The sequence below is a fragment of the Pseudomonas sp. WHRI 8519 genome (assembly GCF_040224055.2).
Classification (GTDB): domain Bacteria; phylum Pseudomonadota; class Gammaproteobacteria; order Pseudomonadales; family Pseudomonadaceae; genus Aquipseudomonas; species Aquipseudomonas putida_X.
Genome location: NZ_CP167996.1, coordinates 4,955,766 through 4,974,763, shown reverse-complemented (window position 1 = coordinate 4,974,763; position 18,998 = coordinate 4,955,766). Strand labels below are relative to the sequence as shown.

The 18,998-nt window shown below is 63.0% G+C and carries 15 protein-coding genes; 6 read left to right on the top strand and 9 right to left on the bottom strand.

Annotation, left to right across the window (positions count from 1 at the left end; genetic code table 11):
- Positions 1 to 10: 10 nt before the first annotated feature.
- The 3 genes from ABRP30_RS22705 to arcD (ABRP30_RS22695) all read right to left on the bottom strand — a co-directional run bounded on the left by ABRP30_RS22705 (position 11) and on the right by arcD (ABRP30_RS22695) (position 3,803).
- A complete protein-coding gene (locus ABRP30_RS22705; RefSeq protein WP_241804270.1) occupies positions 11 to 1,021 on the bottom strand; it encodes an ornithine carbamoyltransferase in 1,011 nt (336 codons plus the stop codon).
- 68 nt (positions 1,022 to 1,089) lie between these two features.
- The gene (gene arcA, locus ABRP30_RS22700) at positions 1,090 to 2,343 is read right to left on the bottom strand and encodes an arginine deiminase (protein WP_241804271.1); all 1,254 of its coding nucleotides are present in this window, start codon (positions 2,341 to 2,343) and stop codon (positions 1,090 to 1,092) included.
- A gap of 32 nt (positions 2,344 to 2,375) precedes the next feature.
- Complete coding sequence (gene arcD, locus ABRP30_RS22695) at positions 2,376 to 3,803, bottom strand: arginine-ornithine antiporter (RefSeq protein WP_349974790.1); 1,428 nt, start codon at positions 3,801 to 3,803, stop codon at positions 2,376 to 2,378.
- Between the two features lie 436 nt (positions 3,804 to 4,239).
- Here arcD (ABRP30_RS22695) and arcD (ABRP30_RS22690) point away from each other — a divergent pair, with 436 nt between their 5' ends.
- Positions 4,240 to 5,667, top strand: a complete 1,428-nt coding sequence (gene arcD / locus ABRP30_RS22690) for an arginine-ornithine antiporter (protein ID WP_349974789.1) — start codon at positions 4,240 to 4,242, stop codon at positions 5,665 to 5,667.
- On the opposite strand, the gene ABRP30_RS22685 is transcribed toward arcD (ABRP30_RS22690), so the two are convergent.
- From ABRP30_RS22685 to gap, 6 genes are all read right to left on the bottom strand, one after another.
- A complete protein-coding gene (locus ABRP30_RS22685) occupies positions 5,653 to 6,060 on the bottom strand; it encodes a YbaN family protein (RefSeq protein ID WP_241804274.1) in 408 nt (135 codons plus the stop codon). The genes arcD (ABRP30_RS22690) and ABRP30_RS22685 overlap by 15 nt on opposite strands.
- A gap of 54 nt (positions 6,061 to 6,114) precedes the next feature.
- Positions 6,115 to 6,708, bottom strand: coding sequence for a biliverdin-producing heme oxygenase (locus tag ABRP30_RS22680; RefSeq protein WP_349974788.1), 594 nt, complete (start codon positions 6,706 to 6,708; stop codon positions 6,115 to 6,117).
- Between the two features lie 199 nt (positions 6,709 to 6,907).
- A complete protein-coding gene (locus ABRP30_RS22675; RefSeq protein WP_267818435.1) occupies positions 6,908 to 9,493 on the bottom strand; it encodes a TonB-dependent receptor in 2,586 nt (861 codons plus the stop codon).
- A 126-nt stretch (positions 9,494 to 9,619) separates the two neighbouring features.
- Positions 9,620 to 10,582 carry a FecR domain-containing protein gene (locus ABRP30_RS22670; RefSeq protein ID WP_267818434.1) on the bottom strand — a complete coding sequence of 321 codons (963 nt, stop codon included), beginning with the start codon at positions 10,580 to 10,582 and terminating at the stop codon, positions 9,620 to 9,622.
- A 90-nt stretch (positions 10,583 to 10,672) separates the two neighbouring features.
- Positions 10,673 to 11,185, bottom strand: a complete 513-nt coding sequence (locus ABRP30_RS22665; RefSeq protein ID WP_241804278.1) for an RNA polymerase sigma factor — start codon at positions 11,183 to 11,185, stop codon at positions 10,673 to 10,675.
- Between the two features lie 164 nt (positions 11,186 to 11,349).
- On the bottom strand, positions 11,350 to 12,351 hold the full coding sequence (gap, locus tag ABRP30_RS22660; protein ID WP_241804279.1) for a type I glyceraldehyde-3-phosphate dehydrogenase: 1,002 nt from the start codon (positions 12,349 to 12,351) through the stop codon (positions 11,350 to 11,352).
- A 264-nt stretch (positions 12,352 to 12,615) separates the two neighbouring features.
- Here gap and edd point away from each other — a divergent pair, with 264 nt between their 5' ends.
- From edd to ABRP30_RS22635, 5 genes are all read left to right on the top strand, one after another.
- Positions 12,616 to 14,442: a phosphogluconate dehydratase gene (edd, locus tag ABRP30_RS22655; protein WP_349974787.1), complete on the top strand. Its 1,827-nt coding sequence runs from the start codon at positions 12,616 to 12,618 to the stop codon at positions 14,440 to 14,442.
- The gene (locus tag ABRP30_RS22650) at positions 14,439 to 15,398 is read left to right on the top strand and encodes a glucokinase (protein WP_267818432.1); all 960 of its coding nucleotides are present in this window, start codon (positions 14,439 to 14,441) and stop codon (positions 15,396 to 15,398) included. Before edd ends, ABRP30_RS22650 begins: the two co-directional genes overlap by 4 nt.
- A 65-nt stretch (positions 15,399 to 15,463) precedes the next feature.
- Positions 15,464 to 16,189: a two-component system response regulator GltR gene (gltR, locus tag ABRP30_RS22645; protein WP_241804282.1), complete on the top strand. Its 726-nt coding sequence runs from the start codon at positions 15,464 to 15,466 to the stop codon at positions 16,187 to 16,189.
- Positions 16,170 to 17,624, top strand: a complete 1,455-nt coding sequence (locus ABRP30_RS22640) for an ATP-binding protein (RefSeq protein ID WP_267818431.1) — start codon at positions 16,170 to 16,172, stop codon at positions 17,622 to 17,624. Before gltR ends, ABRP30_RS22640 begins: the two co-directional genes overlap by 20 nt.
- A 107-nt stretch (positions 17,625 to 17,731) precedes the next feature.
- Positions 17,732 to 18,958, top strand: a complete 1,227-nt coding sequence (locus ABRP30_RS22635; protein ID WP_349974786.1) for an AGE family epimerase/isomerase — start codon at positions 17,732 to 17,734, stop codon at positions 18,956 to 18,958.
- Positions 18,959 to 18,998: the final 40 nt, after the last annotated feature.

The window sequence follows — 18,998 nt, the reverse complement described above, 5'->3', positions numbered from 1 at the left end:
TATTCAGCGTTTAAAGATCAGCCAGGGTCGACACCAGGATCGCCTTGATCGTGTGCATGCGGTTTTCCGCCTGTTCGAAAGCGATGCAGGCGGGCGACTCGAACACGTCGTCGGTCACTTCGATGCCATTGGCCAGGTCCGGGTACTGTTCGGCGATCTGCTTGCCGACCTTGGTCTCGGAATTGTGGAACGCCGGCAGGCAGTGCATGAATTTGGTCCGCGGATTGCCGGTGGATTTCATCAGTTCCGTGTTCACCTGATAGGGTTTGAGCTGCTTGATGCGCTCGCCCCAGGCTTCGATCGGCTCACCCATCGACACCCAGACGTCGGTGTGCACGAAGTCCACACCTTTGACCGCGGCTTTCGGGTCCTCGGTCAGGGTGATGCGTGCACCGCTTTCCTCCGCGTATTTCTTGCAGCGCTCGACCAGGTCGTCATGCGGCCACAGCGCTTTGGGCGCAGCGATACGCACGTCCATACCGAGCTTGGCGCCGATCAGCAGCAGCGAGTTGCCCATGTTGTTGCGGGCGTCGCCCAGGTAGGCATAGCTGATGTCGTGCAGCGGCTTGTCGCTGTGCTCACGCATGGTCAGCACGTCGGCGATCATCTGGGTCGGGTGGTACTCGTCGGTCAGGCCATTGAACACCGGCACCCCAGCGAACTTGGCCAGCTCTTCGACGATTTCCTGCTTGAAGCCGCGATACTCGATGGCATCGTACATGCGCCCCAGTACCCGGGCGGTGTCCTTCATGCTTTCTTTGTGGCCGATCTGCGAAGAGTTGGGATCGATGTAGGTGACGTTGGCACCCTGGTCATAAGCGGCCACTTCGAAGGCGCAGCGGGTGCGGGTCGAGGTTTTCTCGAAGATCAGGGCGATGTTGTTGCCCTTCAGGTGCTGCTGCTCGGTCCCGGTGTACTTGGCACGCTTGAGGTCGCGGGACAGGTCCAGCAGGTACTTCAGCTCGCGGGTGGTGTGGTGTTCCAGGCTGAGCAGGTTGCGGTTGTGAATGTTGAACGCCATGGTGATTCTCCTTGAGTTCGGTAATCGGCCCGGCCACCGCCTTGTGGGGGCAGCCGGGAAAATGGTCGTTAGTAATCGATGGGGTCACGCACGATCGGGCAGGTCATGCAGTGGCCGCCGCCACGGCCCCGGCCAAGCTCGCCGGCACTGATGGTGATGACCTCGATGCCAGCCTTGCGCAGCAGGGTGTTGGTGTAGGTGTTGCGGTCGTAGCCGATGACCACGCCAGGCTCCATCGCCACCACGTTGTTGCCGTCATCCCACTGTTCGCGCTCGGCGGCGAAGCTGTTGCCGCCGGTCTCGACCACGCGCAGCTTGACCCCCAGTTGCTCGCCCACCACTTCGATGAACGACTTGTTCTCGCGGCGCACGTCCATGCCGTAGGGCTTGCTTTCGTCCGGCCGGATGATGAACGGCACGATTTCTTTCACCACCTCGGGGAAGATTGTGACCAGGTCGCGGTCGCAGAAGCTGAAGACGGTGTCCAGGTGCATCGCCGCGCGGGATTTCGGCAGGCCGGCAACGATAACCTTCTCCACTGCGCCCTTGGCGAACAGGTTCTGCGCCAGCTGCCCGATGGCCTGGCGTGAAGTACGCTCGCCCATGCCGATCAGCACGATGCCTTTGCCGATCGGCATCACGTCACCGCCTTCAAGGGTGGCGTTGCCGTGTTCTTTGTCCGGGTCGCCGTACCAGACCTGGAAGTCGGCACCGGTGAACTGCGGGTGGAATTTGTAGATGGCGGTCGTCAGCAGCGTTTCCTGGCGTCGTGCCGGCCAGTACATCGGGTTCAGCGTAACCCCGCCGTAGATCCAGCAGGTGGTGTCGCGGGTGAATTGGGTGTTCGGCAACGGTGGCAGAATGAAGCTGGAGTGGCCCAGGTAGTCGTTGTACATCTTGACCACGTCGGCGCCCTCGCTCTGCGGCAGGTCCTGGCCGGCCACACCGCCGATCAGAAACTCGGCGAGGTGGCGCGGCTCCAGGCCTTCGAGCCAGCTGCGCACTTCGTTGGTCAGCCCCACACCTACGGTGTCAGGGGTGATCTTGCGGTCAAGGATCCACTTCAGCGCGTCTTTGTTCTGCACGATATCGGTCAGCAGGTTGTGCATCTCCAGCACATCCACGCCGCGCTCGCGCATCTTGGTGACGAAGTCGAAATGGTCGCGTTTGGCCTGGTCGACCCAGATCACATCATCGAACAGCAGTTCGTCGCAGTTGCTCGGGGTCAGGCGCTTGTGCGCAAGCCCTGGGGCGCACACCATTACCTTGCGCAGTTTGCCGGCTTCGGAGTGCACACCGTACTTCTGTTTTTCAGCGGACATGGTTCTTTCCTCCAATTGAGCGATGACGTGGGTCACAGGGTCAGGAAGCCGTCATACAGGCCATAGGCCGCCACCAGGGCGCCGATGACCACAGCCGCGAAGATCAGTTTTTCCACGTTGGTGAAGATCGGTTGGCCAACTTCACGCTTGGCCTTGGCGAACAGGATGACCCCAGGGGCATACAGCAAGGCCGAGAGCAGCAGGTACTTCATGCCGCCTGCATACAACAGCCAGATGGCGTAGATCAGTGCGATGGCGCCGATGAGCAGGTCTTTATTGCGTTCGCTGGCGGCCTGCTCGTAGGTTTCACCGCGCATGGCCAGCAAGAAGCCATAGGCTGCCGACCACAGGTAGGGCACCAGAATCATCGAGGTGGCGAGGTAGATCAGTGACAGGTAGGTGCTGGCGGAGAACAGTGTGATCACCAGGAAGATCTGCACCATGGCATTGGTCAGCCACAGGGCGTTGGCCGGCACCTGGTTGGCATTTTCGCGGCGCAGGAACTCCGGCATGGTGTGGTCTTTGGCTGCGGCGAACATGATCTCGGCGCACAGGAGCACCCACGACAGCAGTGCGCCGAGCAGCGAGATGATCAGGCCGACGCTGATCAGCACCGCGCCCCAATGGCCAACCACGTGCTCCAGCACGGCCGCCATCGACGGGTTTTGCAGTTTGGCCAGTTCCGGTTGAGTCATCACACCCAGCGACAACACGTTGACCAGCACCAGGAACAGCAACACGGTGATGAAGCCGATGACCGTGGCCTTGCCGACGTCGGCGCGTTTTTCCGCTCGCGAGGAGAAAATGCTCGCCCCCTCGATGCCGATGAACACCCAGACGGTGACCAGCATCATGTTGCGCACCTGGTTCATCACGCTGCCCAGTTCCGGCGTACCGGTGGCCCAGATGTCAGCGGTGAAGATGTCGAGCCGGAAGGCGAACAGGCAGATCAGCGCGAACAGCACCAGTGGTACCACCTTGGCAACGGTGGTGACCAGGTTGATGAACGCCGCTTCCTTGATGCCGCGCAGGACCAGGAAGTGCACTGCCCACAGCAGCACCGATGCGCCGATGATGGCGGCCGGGGTGTTGCCTTCGCCGAAGATGGGGAAGAAGTAGCCTAGGGTGCTGAACAGCAGCACGAAGTAACCGACGTTGCCCAGCCAGGCACTGATCCAGTAGCCCCAGGCCGAGGAGAAGCCCATGTAGTCACCGAAGCCGGCCTTGGCGTAGGCGTATACCCCGCCGTCGAGGTCAGGCTTGCGATTGGCCAGGGTCTGGAACACGAAGGCCAGGGTCAGCATGCCCACTGCGGTGATTGCCCAGCCGATCAGTACGGCGCCGACGCCTGCGCTCGCGGCCATGTTTTGCGGCAACGAGAATATACCGCCACCAATCATCGAACCGACGACGAGGGCAACGAGTGCGCCAAGTTTTAATTTTCCGGAAGAATCAGACATTTAACAACTCCATACCAGGAGAACGTTGACGACAGAATAAATCCGTCGCCGTGGCCATGATCTGACATGGATCAGTTCATGGCGTTGTGAAGTAGGAAATTTCCTTCACTTGACTCCTGGAGCGTGCCGACAGCCCTGTTGCAGGCCCTGTACCCTGGCACCTCCATGCACAACCAAAACAAACGCCGTGTTCAGCCTGCGAACTCTGACGCTAGTCGCTTTTGCAGTTTTCGCAAACTTTTCTCAACAAATCCCAGGGGTGATCGAGGGATTAAAGTTGCACGTCGGACAAGCGTTTATCTGGGATAGCTGGTATAGACAAAAGAGTTATGAGTGCTATAGCTTTAATGGCTTTGTCTATTATAAGCAGCCTTATTCATATACTGGTAAAGCTGTTTCAGCGGTATGACAACACGAACGACAGACGGGGAATCGCATGAGCGAACCAGGACAGAAACTGCGCTTAGGCGCGTTGATAGCACTGGTGGTCGGTTCGATGATCGGCGGCGGCATCTTTTCATTGCCACAGAACATGGCCGCGCGCGCGGATGTCGGTGCCGTGCTGATTGGTTGGGGTATCACGGCGGTGGGCATGCTGGCGCTGGCCTTCGTGTTCCAGACCTTGGCCAACCGCAAGCCTGAGCTGGACTCAGGGGTGTATGCCTATGCCAAGGCAGGGTTTGGCGATTACATGGGCTTTTCGTCAGCGTGGGGGTACTGGATCAGCGCCTGGCTGGGCAACGTGGGGTACTTCGTGCTGCTGTTCAGTACCCTTGGCTTCTATTTTCCGGTGTTCGGTGAGGGCAATACGCCCATTGCCATCGGCTGTGCCTCGTTGCTGCTGTGGTCGGTGCACTTTCTGGTGCTGCGTGGCATCAAGGAGGCGGCGTTCATCAACCAGGTGACCACCGTGGCCAAGGTGGTGCCGCTGCTGATCTTCATCGTCATTGCCGCCTTCGCCTTCCGCGCCGACATCTTCACTCGGGATATCTGGGGCGTGAGCAACCCGCAGTTCGGCAATGTGCTGGACCAGGTGCGCAACATGATGCTGGTCACCGTATTCGTGTTCATCGGCATCGAAGGCGCCAGCGTCTATTCGGGGCGGGCGCTGCGCCGGACGGATGTGGGCAAGGCCACGGTGATTGGTTTTCTCGGGGTACTGGCGCTGCTGGTGCTGGTCAACGTGCTGTCGCTGGGGGTGATGACCCAGCCGGAACTGGCCGGCTTGCAGAACCCCTCACTGGCCTCGGTGCTTGAGCACATCGTCGGGCCATGGGGCGCGTTGCTGATCAGCATCGGCCTGGCAGTTTCGCTGCTCGGCGCCTTGCTCTCCTGGGCGCTGCTGTGTGCAGAAATCCTCTTCGCCACGGCCCGGGACAAGACCATGCCGCGCTTTTTGGCCAAGGAAAATGCCAACCATGTGCCGGCCAATGCCCTGTGGCTGACCAACTGCATGATCCAGGGGTTCTTGCTGATCACCCTGGTTTCGGCGGGTACCTACACCAGCCTGATCTACCTGGCGTCGTCGATGATCCTGGTGCCGTACCTGTGGTCGGCTGCCTATGCGGTGCTGTTGGCGCTGCGCGGGGACAGCTATGCCGGGCAGGAGGCGCTGCGTCGCAAGGACCTGTTGGTGGCGTTGGTGGCGCTGGTTTATGCGGTGTGGCTGCTGTATGCCGGTGGGCTCAAGTACCTGCTGCTCTCGGCATTGCTGTACGCGCCAGGGGTGATCCTGTTCGCCCGGGCCAAGCGTGAGCAAGGCCAGGTGCTGTTCACCACGTGGGAGAAGGTGATCTTTGCCGCGGTGCTGATTGGCGCGGCCCTGGCCGCTTATGCGCTGTATTCAGGGCTACTGAGCCTGTGACGCAGGCGGGCATGCCTGCTCTGGCCGTGACCAGATCCACAGGTTGCCCAGGGCCATGCCGGCGATGGCCAGAAACACCGGCCAGTGATGGTCGAGGAACGCCAGCATCAGGCCAGCGCACAGCAGCATGCTGAGGGTTGCGCTGACCTTCGCCCGGCGTTGGATGACCTTGCCATTGCGCCAGTTGAACAGGATGGGCCCGAACAGCCTGTGGTTCTCCAGCCATGCCGACAGGCGCGGCGAGCTGCGTGTCGCTGCCCAGGCAGCCAGGAGGATGAACTCGGTGGTCGGCAGGCCAGGAATGACGATGGCGACCAGGCCGATACCCAGGCTCACGTAAGCCAGGATGCCATAGAGCAGGCGCGAAAGTTTCGAGCGGGCAGGTCGGGTCATGGTCTCACTGCAGAAAACGGTCCGGCCACCGGAAGGGCGGCCGGGTAGAGCATATCAGGCCAGCGCGCTGTCGGCGGCGTAGGCATGTTTGAGCAGTTCGGTGAAGCGCTCGAAGGCGGCCACAGCGCCGCGCTCGGCTGCAGCGTCGTCTTCGGCAGACAGCGCCAGGCCATCGAGGGTTCGGGTGAACTGCTTCCAGCCTTCGGCGCGGCCTCCGACCGGTTCGCCCAGGTGGCGTGCGCCAAAGCTGTCGGACAGCCCCAGGGCCACGGCCCGTTTGATCAGAAATGCGGCGCCCAGTTTGGAGCCTTCGGAGACGAAGATCCAGCCCAACGCCTCTGCCAGGCTTGGGTCGCGCAAGGCGCCGGGTACTGCAGCCGGTACTTCGGTGTTGAGGTCTGCCAGGTCCAGGCGGGCTTGTTCGGCGCGGCAGCGCTGGGCCAGGTCAGGCACGATGGCGATCAGTTTCGGGTCGTTGTACAGGGCCTGCAGTTCGGATTGGAACAGGTACTGGGCGACGACGAAGCGGGCGAAACTCTCGCGGCTGTCGAACGGCGCATGCGATTTGACCAGCGCATCGAGCTCGGTGTGCGGTGCGTGGGTGACCTGGTTGAGACGTTGCGAGCGCAGGGCTGGGCGGTCGGTCATGGTGTTTCCTTGGGAATGGGTGGCGTCTAGGGACAAGACGAAACAGCGGCGTGGGGAGAGTAAAAAAACTGGTTTTTCGTGTTGTCAGTAACGGCCCTGTGGCCGGCAAGCCGGCCCCCACAGGGTAGCCACTGCCCTCAGGTTCAGTGGCGTAGCTGTGGGGGCTTGCCGGCGATAGGGCCAGTACCGATCAGCTCAGTCAGATATCCCACACCACATTGATGGCGAAGTTGCGCCCTGGCATGGTCAGGCGGTCGAGGTTGGCCGGCTGGGTCACGCCCGCCTCACCCTGGCCGTCGTAGCCGCGCACCGAATCCCACTGCCAGTATTTCTTGTCGGTCAGGTTGTACAGCCCAGCGTTGACCGTTACGTCGTCGGTCACCTTGTAGAAACCGCTCAGGTCCAGCACGCCGTAGCCAGGGGTACGGAACTGCGAGCTCTGTCCGTCCGGGGCGAAGAACGTAGTGTCGTCGACGCGGGTCTTGCGCTTGACCAGGGTCCAGCTCAACAGACCACCGTAATTGGGCTGCTCATACCCCAGGCCGAACACGCCGGTCAGTGGGTTGACGCTGTTCAGCGGCTGGCCGTTGTCGTCGTTGCGGCCGTGGGCGTACGCGATCGAGCCTTGGGTGTAGAGCCCCTCCGGAGCACCGAAATGGTCGAGGTTGAGGCGGCCTTTGACTTCTGCGCCCTTGATGGTGGCGTGCTTGATGTTGTTGGCCTGGAAGGTGGTTTCCAGGTTGGCCGACTGCACGGCGTCTTCGTCGATGAAGTCGCGGTACTTGTTGTAGAACACCGCAGCGCTGAAGTTACCGGCGTCGAAATTGCCGCGCAGGCCGGTCTCGTAACTCTTGCTCTTCTCCGGCTCAAGCCCGGGGTTGCCCTGCACGCTGTAGCCCAGTGTCGGGTTCTCGAAGCGGCCGTACATCGACTTGGCAGTCGGTGTGCGGAAGCCTTCGGCGTATTGGCCGTACCAGGTGTAGTTTTCGTTGAAGGCGTAGGTCAGGCCGAACTTGGGCGACAAGCGGTGCCACTTCTTGTCCGAATCATCGAGGCTGCCAGGTGCGGCTCCGGAGCCTTGGATGCCCCGCAGGAATTCGTCGGTGAATTTCGGCTCCATGCGCGTGTAGTCGTAGCGGGCACCGGGCAGGAAGGTCCAGTTGTTCCAGCGGATCTCATCCTGCACGAACAGGCTGTAGGTGTTGATGGTCGGGTCCGGGAAATCGCTGACCAGGGCCTGGCCGTCGCGCGAGCTGTCCTGGCCGATGGCGGTGCAGGTACCGCCAATGGCCACACAGGTGCCGGAGCCGCTGCGTGAGCCGGTCACTTCTTCATGCTTTATGGTGGTGCCGTAGGTCAGCAGGTGATCGGTCTGGCCGATGCTGAAAGCTTTGTCCAGCTGGGCATCGAACACCCATTGGCGGTCCTTGTAGGTGGTCTGGCGGTCGCGCAGCACCTGCCGCCCCGACGCGACATACAGCTCATCGGTACGCTGGTCGGTCTTGGCGATCTGGTAGTTCAGGCTCCATTTCACGTGGTCGGCGACCAGGCTGTCGAGGCCGAACTCGTGGTTGATGCCGAAGCGCTCGCGGGTGACGGTGTCGTTGCCCTGGCGCGTGCGGTAGGAGTTCATGGCACCAAAGCCTGGAATGAACGGCCCTCCCACGGCGCTGAGGATGTTCTGGTCGCGGTCGTCCTTGTAGCGCTCATAGGTCAAGCCAAAGCGTGCGTCGTCGGCATAGTTCCAGCCCAGCTTGGCCAGCACGTTGGTGGTGCGCACATCTTCCGGGTTGGCTTCGGTGCGTGACAGCCCGGTGCCGCCGTGTTCGCCATACGATTCGGTTTCGTGGCCATTGCGCTGGCTCACATGCAGCAGGCCGTCGAAGTCGCCCTGGCGGCCGGCCACGGTGGCAGAGGTCAGCCAACTATCGTCGGCCGAGCTGTAGCCGGTCTTCAGGCGCGCGCCCACATCCCTGCCGGGCTTGATGATGTCGTCCGGGTCGAGGGTGAAGTAGCTCACCGCGCCACCGATGGCGTTGCTGCCATACAGCACCGAGGCCGGGCCGCGCAGGATCTCCACGCGCTTGACGATTTCCGGGTCGACGTAGTTGCGCTGCGTCTGGGCGTAGGGGCCGTAGAAGAAGCTGTCGGGGATCGACACACCGTCGATCTGGGTGAGGATGCGCTCGCCGTCGATACCGCGGATGTTGTAGCCGTTCAGGCCGCTGCGCTGGCCCACGCCGCCGACCGACACGCCAGGCTCGTAGCGCACCAGTTCCTGGATGTCATTGACGTTCTGCCGGTCCAGCTGTTCGCGGGTCTGCACGCTCACGGTGCTGGGTACCTGGCTGACATCCTGAGCGCTGCGGGTCGCGCTGACGGTCATTTGCTGCAGGGCAATGGCGTTGCCCGCCTGACGCTCCAGCACCACATTACCGTTGCTGATCTTGCGATAGCCCAGGCCGGTACCTTGCAGCAGTTGTTTCAGCGCTGCTTCCGGAGGCAGCGAGCCGCGGACGCCTGGCGAATCCACACCCTCGGCCAGTTCGGCGCTGAAGCCTACCTGCCAGCCGGTCACCTGGCTGAAGGCGTTGACGGCCTCGACCAGGGGCTGCTGGGCGATGCTGAAGCGGTAGCCGCCCATGCGCGGGGTTGTTGCCTGCGCAGGGTCCGCGGCCAGCGCCGGCAGGCTGCAGGCGCCACTGGCGAGCAGGGCCAGGGTCAGCAGGGACAGTTGGCCGGTACGGCGGGGAAGGTGGGACGGGCGAGTTGGACCTGTGGACATCGAAAGCGCTCCCTGACGCGCGAACTGTTATAGGTGATTACCGTTCCTGTTTTCAAACAAGAATCAGTTGCATTGGCTATAACGAGACGGGCGGGCCTGGGCGATCGCGTAAAAATAATCTTCAGGTCAGTTGAGGATGACCACGGCGGGGTATTCGTGCAGCTGTGCCGAGGTGATATGGGCCAGCGCCCGCAAGGTCTCCAGCGGCTGGTCGAGGCGGTAGTTGCCGGTGACCGCGATATCGCCCAGGTGGGCGTTGCGGTTGATGATCCAGCCAGGGTAATAGCGCCGCACCTCGGCCAGCACCTGGCTAAGTGGGCAGTTTTCGAACACCAGGCGCCCATCGACCCAGGCGAGGTCCTTGTGCATGTCCGGGCGCTGGCGCTGGCCGAAGCCTTTCGGGCCGACGCTGATACTGTCGCCGGCGCTCAGGCGGATCCGCTGGTCGCTGGCGGCCTGCAGGTCGACATCGCCGCGCTGTACCCGGACCTGTGCTTCGCCATCGAGGTAGCGCACGGCAAAATCCGTGTCGCGCACCTGTGCCCGTAGCGGGCCGGCCTGAACTTCCAGGGGGGGGTGGCTGCCACCGGGTACCTGGAAATACGCCTCGCCTTGTAGCAGCCGGGCCACCTGACGGCCGTCGCGCAGGTCGCTGGCGAAGGCCGAGTCGGTATTGAGCAGCACCTTGGCGCCGTCATCGAGTTGCAGGCGCTGGCGCTCGCCCACCACGGTCAGATGATCAGCTTGCAGGCGCATCGGCAGGTTGCCGACGGTGAACAGGCCGACCAGCAGCACTGCGGCAGTGGCCAGGGGTTTCCAGTGGGCGCGCAGGCGCCCGCCTACCGAGCGTCGCCGGCCCTGGTCCATCTTCATGGCAGCCTGACGCAGGGGGGAACCGTTCCACAGGGCTTCGGCTTCGACGTAGGCTTCGGCGTTTTCCGGCGCAGCACTGAGCCACTGCTCGAAGGCCAGGGTGTCGGCTTCTGTGGCGCATTGCAGGCGTACCAGCCAGTCCAGCGCTTCGTCCATCGCTCGGGCACGGGCATTGGGCCCGTTGGTGGGCGGGCGAGGGGCGCAGCTGTCGGTCACGGTGAATCCTTGAAATGATTTTCCCGAATGATCAAGGCTAAGGCGGGGCGTGGCAAGCGCTTCGCCGAAGTAGGGTGGCCAGCGGTCGCCTCACTTCAAGCGTTCGGCCACACCCATGCAGATTGCCATGATCAGCTTCAGTTCCTTCTGGACCGTGCTGGCCGAGACATTCAGTTGCTCGGCAATTTCCAGGTAGCTGGCACCGTGCAGGCGGCTGAGGATGAAAATACGCTGCTGACGTTCACTCAACTGGTTGAGGCTGACGCTCAGGTGCTTGAGCAGTTGCTCGGCGTGTGCGGCATCTTCGCTGCTGCTCAGCGGCGCGGCGACGTTGTGGAGGATTTCTTCGGGCACATCGTCCACCAGCATGCGCGCCTGCACCCGGCGTGCGCGCAGATGGTCCAGGGCCAGGTTGCGCGCGGTCTGGAAGACGAAAGGCTCAAGGTGTTCGATGGGCCGCTCCCCCAGGGCGCGGGACACCCGCAGGTAGGTTTCCTGAAGCAGGTCCTCGGCGGTGCTGGGGTTGCCCACCATGCGTTGCAAGGTTCGCAGTAGGGGGAGGCGCTGAACGAGGAAGACAGAATTGAACCGGGACTGACTCACAGGGGGACCTGGCCGACGAAAGGTTAATGATAATGCTTATCATCTTGCCTGGAGGTCAAGCCTGGAATTGTTAGGAAAAGGTAAAGATTGCCTGAGGGCGCGGCGTGAAGGCGCGTAAGGGCTGCTGAGCAGCCCCAACGTCGTTCCTGGCGCAGCGGGCGTGCTCAGCGGGCGCTGCACAACGCCAGGCAGTTATCCAGCATGCGGTTGGAGAAGCCCCACTCGTTGTCATACCAGGCGAGCACCTTGAGCATCCTGCCGTTGGCGCGGGTATGGTTGGCATCGAAGATCGACGACAACGGGTTGTGATTGAAGTCGCAGGAGACCAGCGGCAGGGCATTGTAGCCGAGCACCTTGGAGTGCCGGCTGGCTTCGAGGAACAGCTGGTTCACCTGCTCGGCCGTGGCCTCGCGCTTGAGGTTGACGGTGAGGTCGACCAGCGACACGTTGATCACCGGCACGCGTACCGCCATGCCGGTGAGCTTGCCGGCCAGTTCTGGCAAGACCAGGCCCACGGCTTCGGCGGCGCCGGTCTTGCTCGGGATCATCGATTGGGTGGCCGAGCGCGCCCGGTACGGGTCGCTGTGGTAGACGTCGGTCAGCACCTGGTCGTTGGTGTAGGCATGGATGGTGGTCATCAGCCCCTGCTCGATGCCGAACTCGCGGTCCAGTACCTGGGCAATCGGCGCCAGGCAGTTGGTGGTGCAGGAGGCGTTGGAAATGACCTGGTGCGAGGCACGCAGGATGTCGTGGTTGACGCCGTACACCACGGTGGCGTCGGCGCCCTTGGCCGGTGCCGAGACGATCACCTTGCCAGCCCCCGCTGCCAGGTGCGCTGCGGCCTTGGCGCGGTCGGTGAACAGCCCGGTGCACTCGAACACCACGTCGATCGCCTCCGCCTTCCAGGGCAGCTCGGCCGGATTACGGATGGCGCTTACCGCGATACGGTCACCATTGACCGTCAGGCTCTCGTGATCGGCTTGCACCGACGCATCGAATGTACCGTGTACGCTGTCGTACTTGAGCAGGTGGGCGTTCATGCTGCTGTCGCCCAGGTCGTTGATGGCGACGACCTGCAGGTCGTGGCGGTAGCCTTGGGTATACAGTGCGCGCAGGACATTGCGACCGATGCGGCCGAATCCGTTTATGGCGATACGTAGTGTCATGGCAGTACCTCTGGCAGTTCGAGTGAAACCTTTGGCACGAAGCAGCTTCACTGAAACGGTTTTGTTGTTGGAATTACAAGATTATTCACTGAGCGATAGAAAACAAGCCTTTTTACTGGCAGTATTTTGTTTAAATATACAACGAGTGGTCGGGCATGCCGCCGTCTCGATGCGCAGGGTCTCTTACACAGGAGCCTAGGCCGCAATCGTTTGGAGGGGAAATGCCTGGTAAACCGCCCTTACCGCTAGCCTGGAGTCCAGTACATGCACCCGCGCATCCTTGAGGTCACCCAACGGCTGACCGAACGCAGCCGTGCCACCCGTGAACGCTACCTGCAGCTGATTCGCGGCGCGGCCAGTGACGGACCCATGCGGGCCAGCCTGCAGTGCGCCAACTTCGCCCATGGCGTGGCCGGGTGTGGCGCCGACGACAAGCAGAGCCTGCGCCTGATGAACGCTGCCAACGTGGCCATCGTCTCGGCCTACAACGACATGCTCTCAGCGCACCAGCCGTACGTGCATTTCCCCGAACAGATCAAGAAGGCCCTGCGCGAGGTTGGCTCCGTCGGCCAGTTCGCCGGTGGTGTGCCGGCCATGTGCGATGGCGTGACCCAGGGTGAGCCTGGCATGGAACTGGCCATCGCCAGCCGTGAGGTGATCGCCATGTCCACTGCAGTGGCACTGTCGCACAACATGTTCGACGCTGCGCTGATGCTGGGCATTTGCGACAAGATTGTTCCCGGCTTGATGATGGGCGCGCTGCGCTTCGGCCATCTGCCGACCATTTTCGTGCCGGGTGGGCCAATGGTTTCCGGTATCTCCAACAAGCAGAAGGCCGATGTGCGCCAGCGCTATGCCGAGGGCAAGGCCAGCCGCGAGGAGCTGCTGGAGTCGGAGATGAAGTCCTACCACAGCCCGGGCACGTGCACCTTCTACGGCACCGCCAACACCAACCAGTTGGTGATGGAGGTGATGGGGCTGCACCTGCCGGGCGCCTCCTTCGTCAACCCGTACACGCCACTTCGCGACGCGCTGACCGCCGAGGCCGCGCAGCAAGTGACGCGCATGACCAAGGCCAGTGGCAGCTTCATGCCCTTGGGCGAGATCGTCGATGAAAAATCGCTGGTCAACTCCATCGTGGCCCTGCATGCCACCGGCGGGTCTACCAACCACACCCTGCACATGCCGGCGATCGCCCAGGCGGCAGGTATCCAGCTCACCTGGCAGGACATGGCCGACCTGTCCGAGGTGTTGCCGACCCTGTCCCACGTCTACCCCAACGGCAAGGCCGACATCAATCACTTCCAGGCTGCCGGCGGCATGTCGTTCCTGATCCGCGAGCTGCTCGATGCCGGCTTGCTGCACGAAGACGTCAACACCGTCGCCGGCCATGGGTTGCGCCGCTACACGCAGGAACCGTTCCTCGACAACGGCAAGCTGGTCTGGCGCGAAGGCCCGCAGCAGAGCCTGGACGAGAGCATCCTGCGGCCGGTGGCGCGGCCGTTCTCGGCCGAAGGCGGGCTGCGGGTGATGGAAGGCAACCTTGGGCGCGGCGTGATGAAGGTGTCTGCGGTGGCCCCCGAGCATCAGGTGGTCGAGGCCCCGGCACGGGTGTTCCAGGACCAACAGGCGCTGGCTGACGCGTTCAAGGCCGGCGAACTGGAGTGCGACTTCGTGGCTGTGGTGCGCTTCCAGGGGCCGCGTTGCAACGGCATGCCGGAGCTGCACAAGCTGACGCCGTTCCTCGGTGTGCTGCAGGACCGCGGCTATAAAGTCGCACTGGTCACCGATGGGCGCATGTCGGGTGCATCCGGCAAGATCCCGGCCGCTATCCATGTCTGCCCTGAAGCCTTCGATGGTGGGCCGCTGGCACGGGTGCGCGATGGTGATATCGTGCGGGTGGATGGTGTCGAAGGCACGCTGCAGCTCAAGGTGTCGGCCGAGGAACTGGCCAGCCGCGACCTGCCTCCGCCGCCCCAGGGCAACGACCTGGGCTGCGGGCGCGAGCTGTTCGGCTTCATGCGCATGGCGTTCAGCTCGGCCGAGCAGGGCGCCAGCGCCTTTACCTCGGCCCTGGAGAACCTCAAATGAAGGACCTGCTGGTTGGCGACATCGGTGGCACCAATGCCCGTTTTGCGTTGTGGCGTGACAACCAGCTGCACCAGGTGAAAGTTTTCGCCACGGCTGACTACACCAGCCCGGAGCAAGCCATCGAAGCTTACCTGCACGGCCAAGGCATCGCCCGTGGCGGGTTGTCGGCGGTGTGCCTGGCGGTGGCCGGGCCGGTCGACGGTGATGAGTTTCGCTTTACCAACAATCATTGGCGGCTGAGCCGCAGTGCGTTCTGCAAGACATTGCAGGTTGACCAGCTGCTGCTGATCAATGACTTCACGGCGATGGCCCTGGGCATGACCCGCCTGCAAGCGCACGAGGTGCGCCAGGTGTGCCCTGGCAAGGCCGACCCGGCGCGACCTGCACTGGTGATCGGGCCGGGCACCGGCCTTGGCGTCGGCAGCCTGCTGCGCCTGGGTGAGCAGCATTGGCTGGCGTTGCCCGGTGAGGGCGGGCACGTCGACCTGCCGGTAGGCAATGCCCGCGAAGCGGCGATCCATCAGCAGATTCACGGGCAGATTGGCCATGTCAGCGCTGAAACCGTGCTCAGCGGTGGCGGCCTGCTGCGTTTGTATCAGGCCATCTGTGCGCTGGACGGTGATACGGTCCGGCACAAGACACCAGCCGAAATCACCGATGCCGCCCTGAGTGGTGAGCCTCGGGCTCTGGCGGTCGTCGAACAGTTCTGCCGCTTCCTCGGGCGTGTTGCAGGTAACAATGTTCTGACCCTTGGCGCGCGCGGTGGGGTTTATATTGTCGGCGGTGTGATTCCACGCTTTGCCGAGCTGTTCATGCGTAGCGGGTTTGCTGCAAGTTTTGCCGACAAGGGCTGCATGAGCGGGTATTTCGCGGGTGTGCCGGTGTGGTTGGTGACGGCAGAGTTTTCTGGACTGCTGGGCGCTGGCGTGGCATTACAGCAGGCTCTGGATCACTGAGAGGGGGTCGCAACGCGGCCCCCAAAGCAGGCAAAAGACCTGCGACAACAAGAGGGCGGGACACCTTGAGCACTGCCGGTAAATCGATCCTGATGGTGGATGACGATCAGGAAATCCGCGAGCTGTTGCAAACCTATCTGAGCCGCGCTGGCTTTCAGGTGCATGCCCAAGCCGATGGGCAAGGTTTTCGCCACGCTCTGGAAAACACTCACTGCGATCTGGTCATTCTCGATGTGATGCTGCCCGACGAGGACGGCTTCAGCCTGTGTCGCTGGGTGCGCCAGCACCCGCGCCAGTCGCGGGTACCGATCATCATGCTGACCGCCAGTTCCGACGAGGCCGACCGGGTCATCGGCCTTGAGCTCGGGGCGGACGATTACCTGGGCAAGCCGTTCAGCCCGCGGGAGCTGCAGGCGCGCATCAAGGCCCTGCTGCGGCGCGCGGAATTCGGCCAGGCCGCCCCAGCCAGCGCGGTACTGGCCTTCGACGACTGGCGCCTGGACACGGTCAGCCATCGGCTGTTCCACCGCGATGGAGAAGAGGTGATCCTTTCCGGTGCCGACTTCGCCCTGCTCAAGCTGTTTCTCGATCACCCTCAGCAGATCCTCGACCGCGATACCATCGGCAACGCTACCCGTGGCCGTGAGCCGATGCCGCTGGACCGTATCGTTGACATGGCGGTCAGCCGCCTGCGCCAGCGTCTGCGCGACACCGACAAACCGCCACGGCTGATCCGCACGGTACGCGGCAGTGGGTACCTGCTCGCTGCGCATGTCTGCTGTGCGTCCTGAGCGGCGCTGGCGCTTGCTGCCGCGCTCGCTGCTGGGGCGCATGCTGCTGTTGACCTTGCTGGTGGTGCTGCTGGCGCAGGGTTTGTCCAGCGTCATCTGGGTCACGCAGCTACGTGCCAGCCAGATGCAAGGCCTGCGCGCCAGTGCCGGCAGCCTGGCCCATTCGATGAGTGCCAGCGTCAGTTATTTCCGTTCTTTGCCGGTGGCCTACCGGCCGATGGTATTGGACCAGTTGCGCAGCATGGGGGGGACGCGTTTTTTCGTGTCGCTCAACGACAAGCCCCTGGACATGCCGGTATTGCCCCTAACGCCACGCAAGCGGGCGGTGATCGAAGTGTTTCAGCAGGTACTGCATGAACGGCTGGGCGCCCAGATGGAAATTTCCGTCGAGTTCGTCGCCCCCGATGACCTGCGCATCTTCAACAGCGGCCTCAAGCTCGATGAGCTGCCGCGTTCCTGGGCGCATTACTCGCTGACCCTGGAGCCACTCAACCCGCCCGTACTGGTCACGCAGATTCGCCTGGGCGAAGACGAGTGGCTGTACATCGCCTCGTTGCTGCCTGAGCCCTACACCAGCCTTGAAGCCGAGCGCCTGCCACGCCAGCAGATCGGCTTCATCGTCCTGACCACCGCCTTGCTGCTGTTGTTCATCGGCCTGCTGGTGCACTGGCAGAGCTGGCCACTCAAACGCCTGGCGCGGGCCGCGCGGGATCTGTCGCTGGGCGCCGATGTGGCGCCAGTGCCCGAGGGCGGTGGCAGCGAGGTGGTCGAGGTCGGGCGAGCGTTCAACAGCATGCGTGAGCGTATAAGCCGCTACCTCACCGAGCGCAGTCAGTTGTTCAGCGCCATTTCCCACGACCTGCGCACGCCTATCACCCGGCTGCGGCTGCGTGTGGAACTGTTGGAAGATGAGCGCATGCAGGCCAAGTTCAGTCAGGATCTCGATGAGCTGGAGCTGTTGGTCAAAGGCGCTTTGCAATGCGTGAAAGACACTGACATCCACGAGAACATCGAGCCGGTCGATCTCAACCAGGTCCTGGAGATTCTCGCCGAGCCGTATCTGGGGGATGGCCGCATCACCGTGGAAGGCCAGGCCCTGGCGCCGTATCCGGGCAAGCCGCTGGCCTTGCGCCGCTGCATCGGCAACCTGATAGACAATGCCATCAAATACGGCGAGCGTGCCCACCTGCGCATCATCGACAGCGCGCAGGGCTTTGTCCTGCAGGTGGATGACCAAGGCCCGGGCGTGCCACAGCAGCGCCTTGAGCAGGTGTTCGAGCCGCATTTCAGGCTGGCCGGGCAGCAGCAGGGGTATGGCTTGGGCTTGGGGATTGCACGCAACATTGCCCACAGCCATGGGGGGGAGGTGAGCCTGCTCAACTTGCGCGAGGGCGGCTTGCGCGTGACCCTCCATCTGCCGCGTGGCGTTGAGTGAAGGTAGGGTGTGTCACCGATCGGTGACATAGCCGCAAGCCTTCGTGACATCCCAGCCAGGACGGCTGGCTAGAATCTGCAAACCTCACACAGGGAAGAAGCAGGAGCATGGACTACATCGATTCCCCGGAACATACCGCCTGGCTCGCAAGCGAGGGCGAGCGGCTGCTCCGTTTCGCCAAGGCCTCGCAAGCCCCCGAAGGTTTCGGCAATCTCGACGCCCGCGGCAATCTGCCCCCTACGGCTGTCGCCGAGACCATGAACACCGCACGCATGACCCACAGCTTCGCCCTGGCCCACCTCCAGGGGGCGCCTGGCTGCCTGGCATTGGTACAGCACGGTGTACACGCCTTGTGCGGGCCTTTGCGCGACGCCGAGTACGGCGGTTGGTTCGCCCGGCCGCACGGGCAGGGCGACAATGGCAAGGCGGCTTACCTGCATGCCTTCGTCGCGCTTGCCGCCAGCTCTGCCGTGGTGGCTGGCGCTGCGGGCGCACAGGGGTTGCTGGCGCAGGCGATACAGGTCATCGAAGAGCGCTTCTGGAGCGAAGAGGAGGGTGCAATGCGCGAATCCTTTTCCAGCGACTGGCAGCAGCCCGAAGCCTATCGCGGTGCCAACAGCAACATGCACGCCACCGAGGCCTTCCTCGCCCTGGCAGACGTGACCGGTGATGTGCGTTGGTTAGAGCGCGCCTTGCGTATCGTCGAACGCATCATTCACGGCCATGCTGGCGCCGGTGGCTACCGGGTAATCGAACATTTCGATGCGCACTGGCAACCGCTCCCCGAATACAACCAAGACAATCCTGCAGACCACTTCCGCCCTTACGGCACAACGCCAGGCCATGCATTCGAGTGGTCCCGTCTGGCCCTTCACCTCGAAGCTGCACGTCGTCAGGCCGGGCTTCCCGTTCCGGCATGGCTGCTGGCCTGTGCGCGGGGCTTGTTCGCCAACGCCTGCACCCATGCCTGGAGCGTCGATGGTGCCGAGGGCATCGTCTACACCCTGGGCTGGGACGATCGGCCCAGGGTGCGCGAGCGCCTGCACTGGGTGCATGCCGAAGCCTGCGCCAGCGCCGCAGCGCTGCTGCGGCGAACCGGCGAGCAACAGTACGAACGATGGTACCGGCGCTTCTGGGCGTTCATCGACACCCACTTCATCGACCGCGCAGCCGGAAGCTGGCACCACGAACTCGGCCCGGACAATCAGCCAGCGGCGACGATCTGGGCTGGCAAGCCAGACCTCTATCACGCCTACCAGGCTGTACTGCTGCCAACGCTGCCCCTGGCTCCCAGCCTGGCCAGCGCACTGGCGCGCAATGTAACCAAACGATGACATTCACGCATCGCTTCGTTACCTGACGCAGCGGGCACTC

What these genes read in the sequence shown, in the direction of transcription:
- ABRP30_RS22705 (WP_241804270.1), bottom strand. Translation starts at nt 1,021, where the DNA reads ATGGCGTTCAACATTCACAACCGCAACCTGCTCAGCCTGGAACACCAC.
- arcA (WP_241804271.1), bottom strand. Translation starts at nt 2,343, where the DNA reads ATGTCCGCTGAAAAACAGAAGTACGGTGTGCACTCCGAAGCCGGCAAA.
- arcD (WP_349974790.1), bottom strand. Translation starts at nt 3,803, where the DNA reads ATGTCTGATTCTTCCGGAAAATTAAAACTTGGCGCACTCGTTGCCCTC.
- arcD (WP_349974789.1), top strand. Translation starts at nt 4,240, where the DNA reads ATGAGCGAACCAGGACAGAAACTGCGCTTAGGCGCGTTGATAGCACTG.
- ABRP30_RS22685 (WP_241804274.1), bottom strand. Translation starts at nt 6,060, where the DNA reads ATGACCCGACCTGCCCGCTCGAAACTTTCGCGCCTGCTCTATGGCATC.
- ABRP30_RS22680 (WP_349974788.1), bottom strand. Translation starts at nt 6,708, where the DNA reads ATGACCGACCGCCCAGCCCTGCGCTCGCAACGTCTCAACCAGGTCACC.
- ABRP30_RS22675 (WP_267818435.1), bottom strand. Translation starts at nt 9,493, where the DNA reads ATGTCCACAGGTCCAACTCGCCCGTCCCACCTTCCCCGCCGTACCGGC.
- gap (WP_241804279.1), bottom strand. Translation starts at nt 12,351, where the DNA reads ATGACACTACGTATCGCCATAAACGGATTCGGCCGCATCGGTCGCAAT.
- edd (WP_349974787.1), top strand. Translation starts at nt 12,616, where the DNA reads ATGCACCCGCGCATCCTTGAGGTCACCCAACGGCTGACCGAACGCAGC.
- ABRP30_RS22650 (WP_267818432.1), top strand. Translation starts at nt 14,439, where the DNA reads ATGAAGGACCTGCTGGTTGGCGACATCGGTGGCACCAATGCCCGTTTT.
- ABRP30_RS22640 (WP_267818431.1), top strand. Translation starts at nt 16,170, where the DNA reads ATGTCTGCTGTGCGTCCTGAGCGGCGCTGGCGCTTGCTGCCGCGCTCG.
- ABRP30_RS22635 (WP_349974786.1), top strand. Translation starts at nt 17,732, where the DNA reads ATGGACTACATCGATTCCCCGGAACATACCGCCTGGCTCGCAAGCGAG.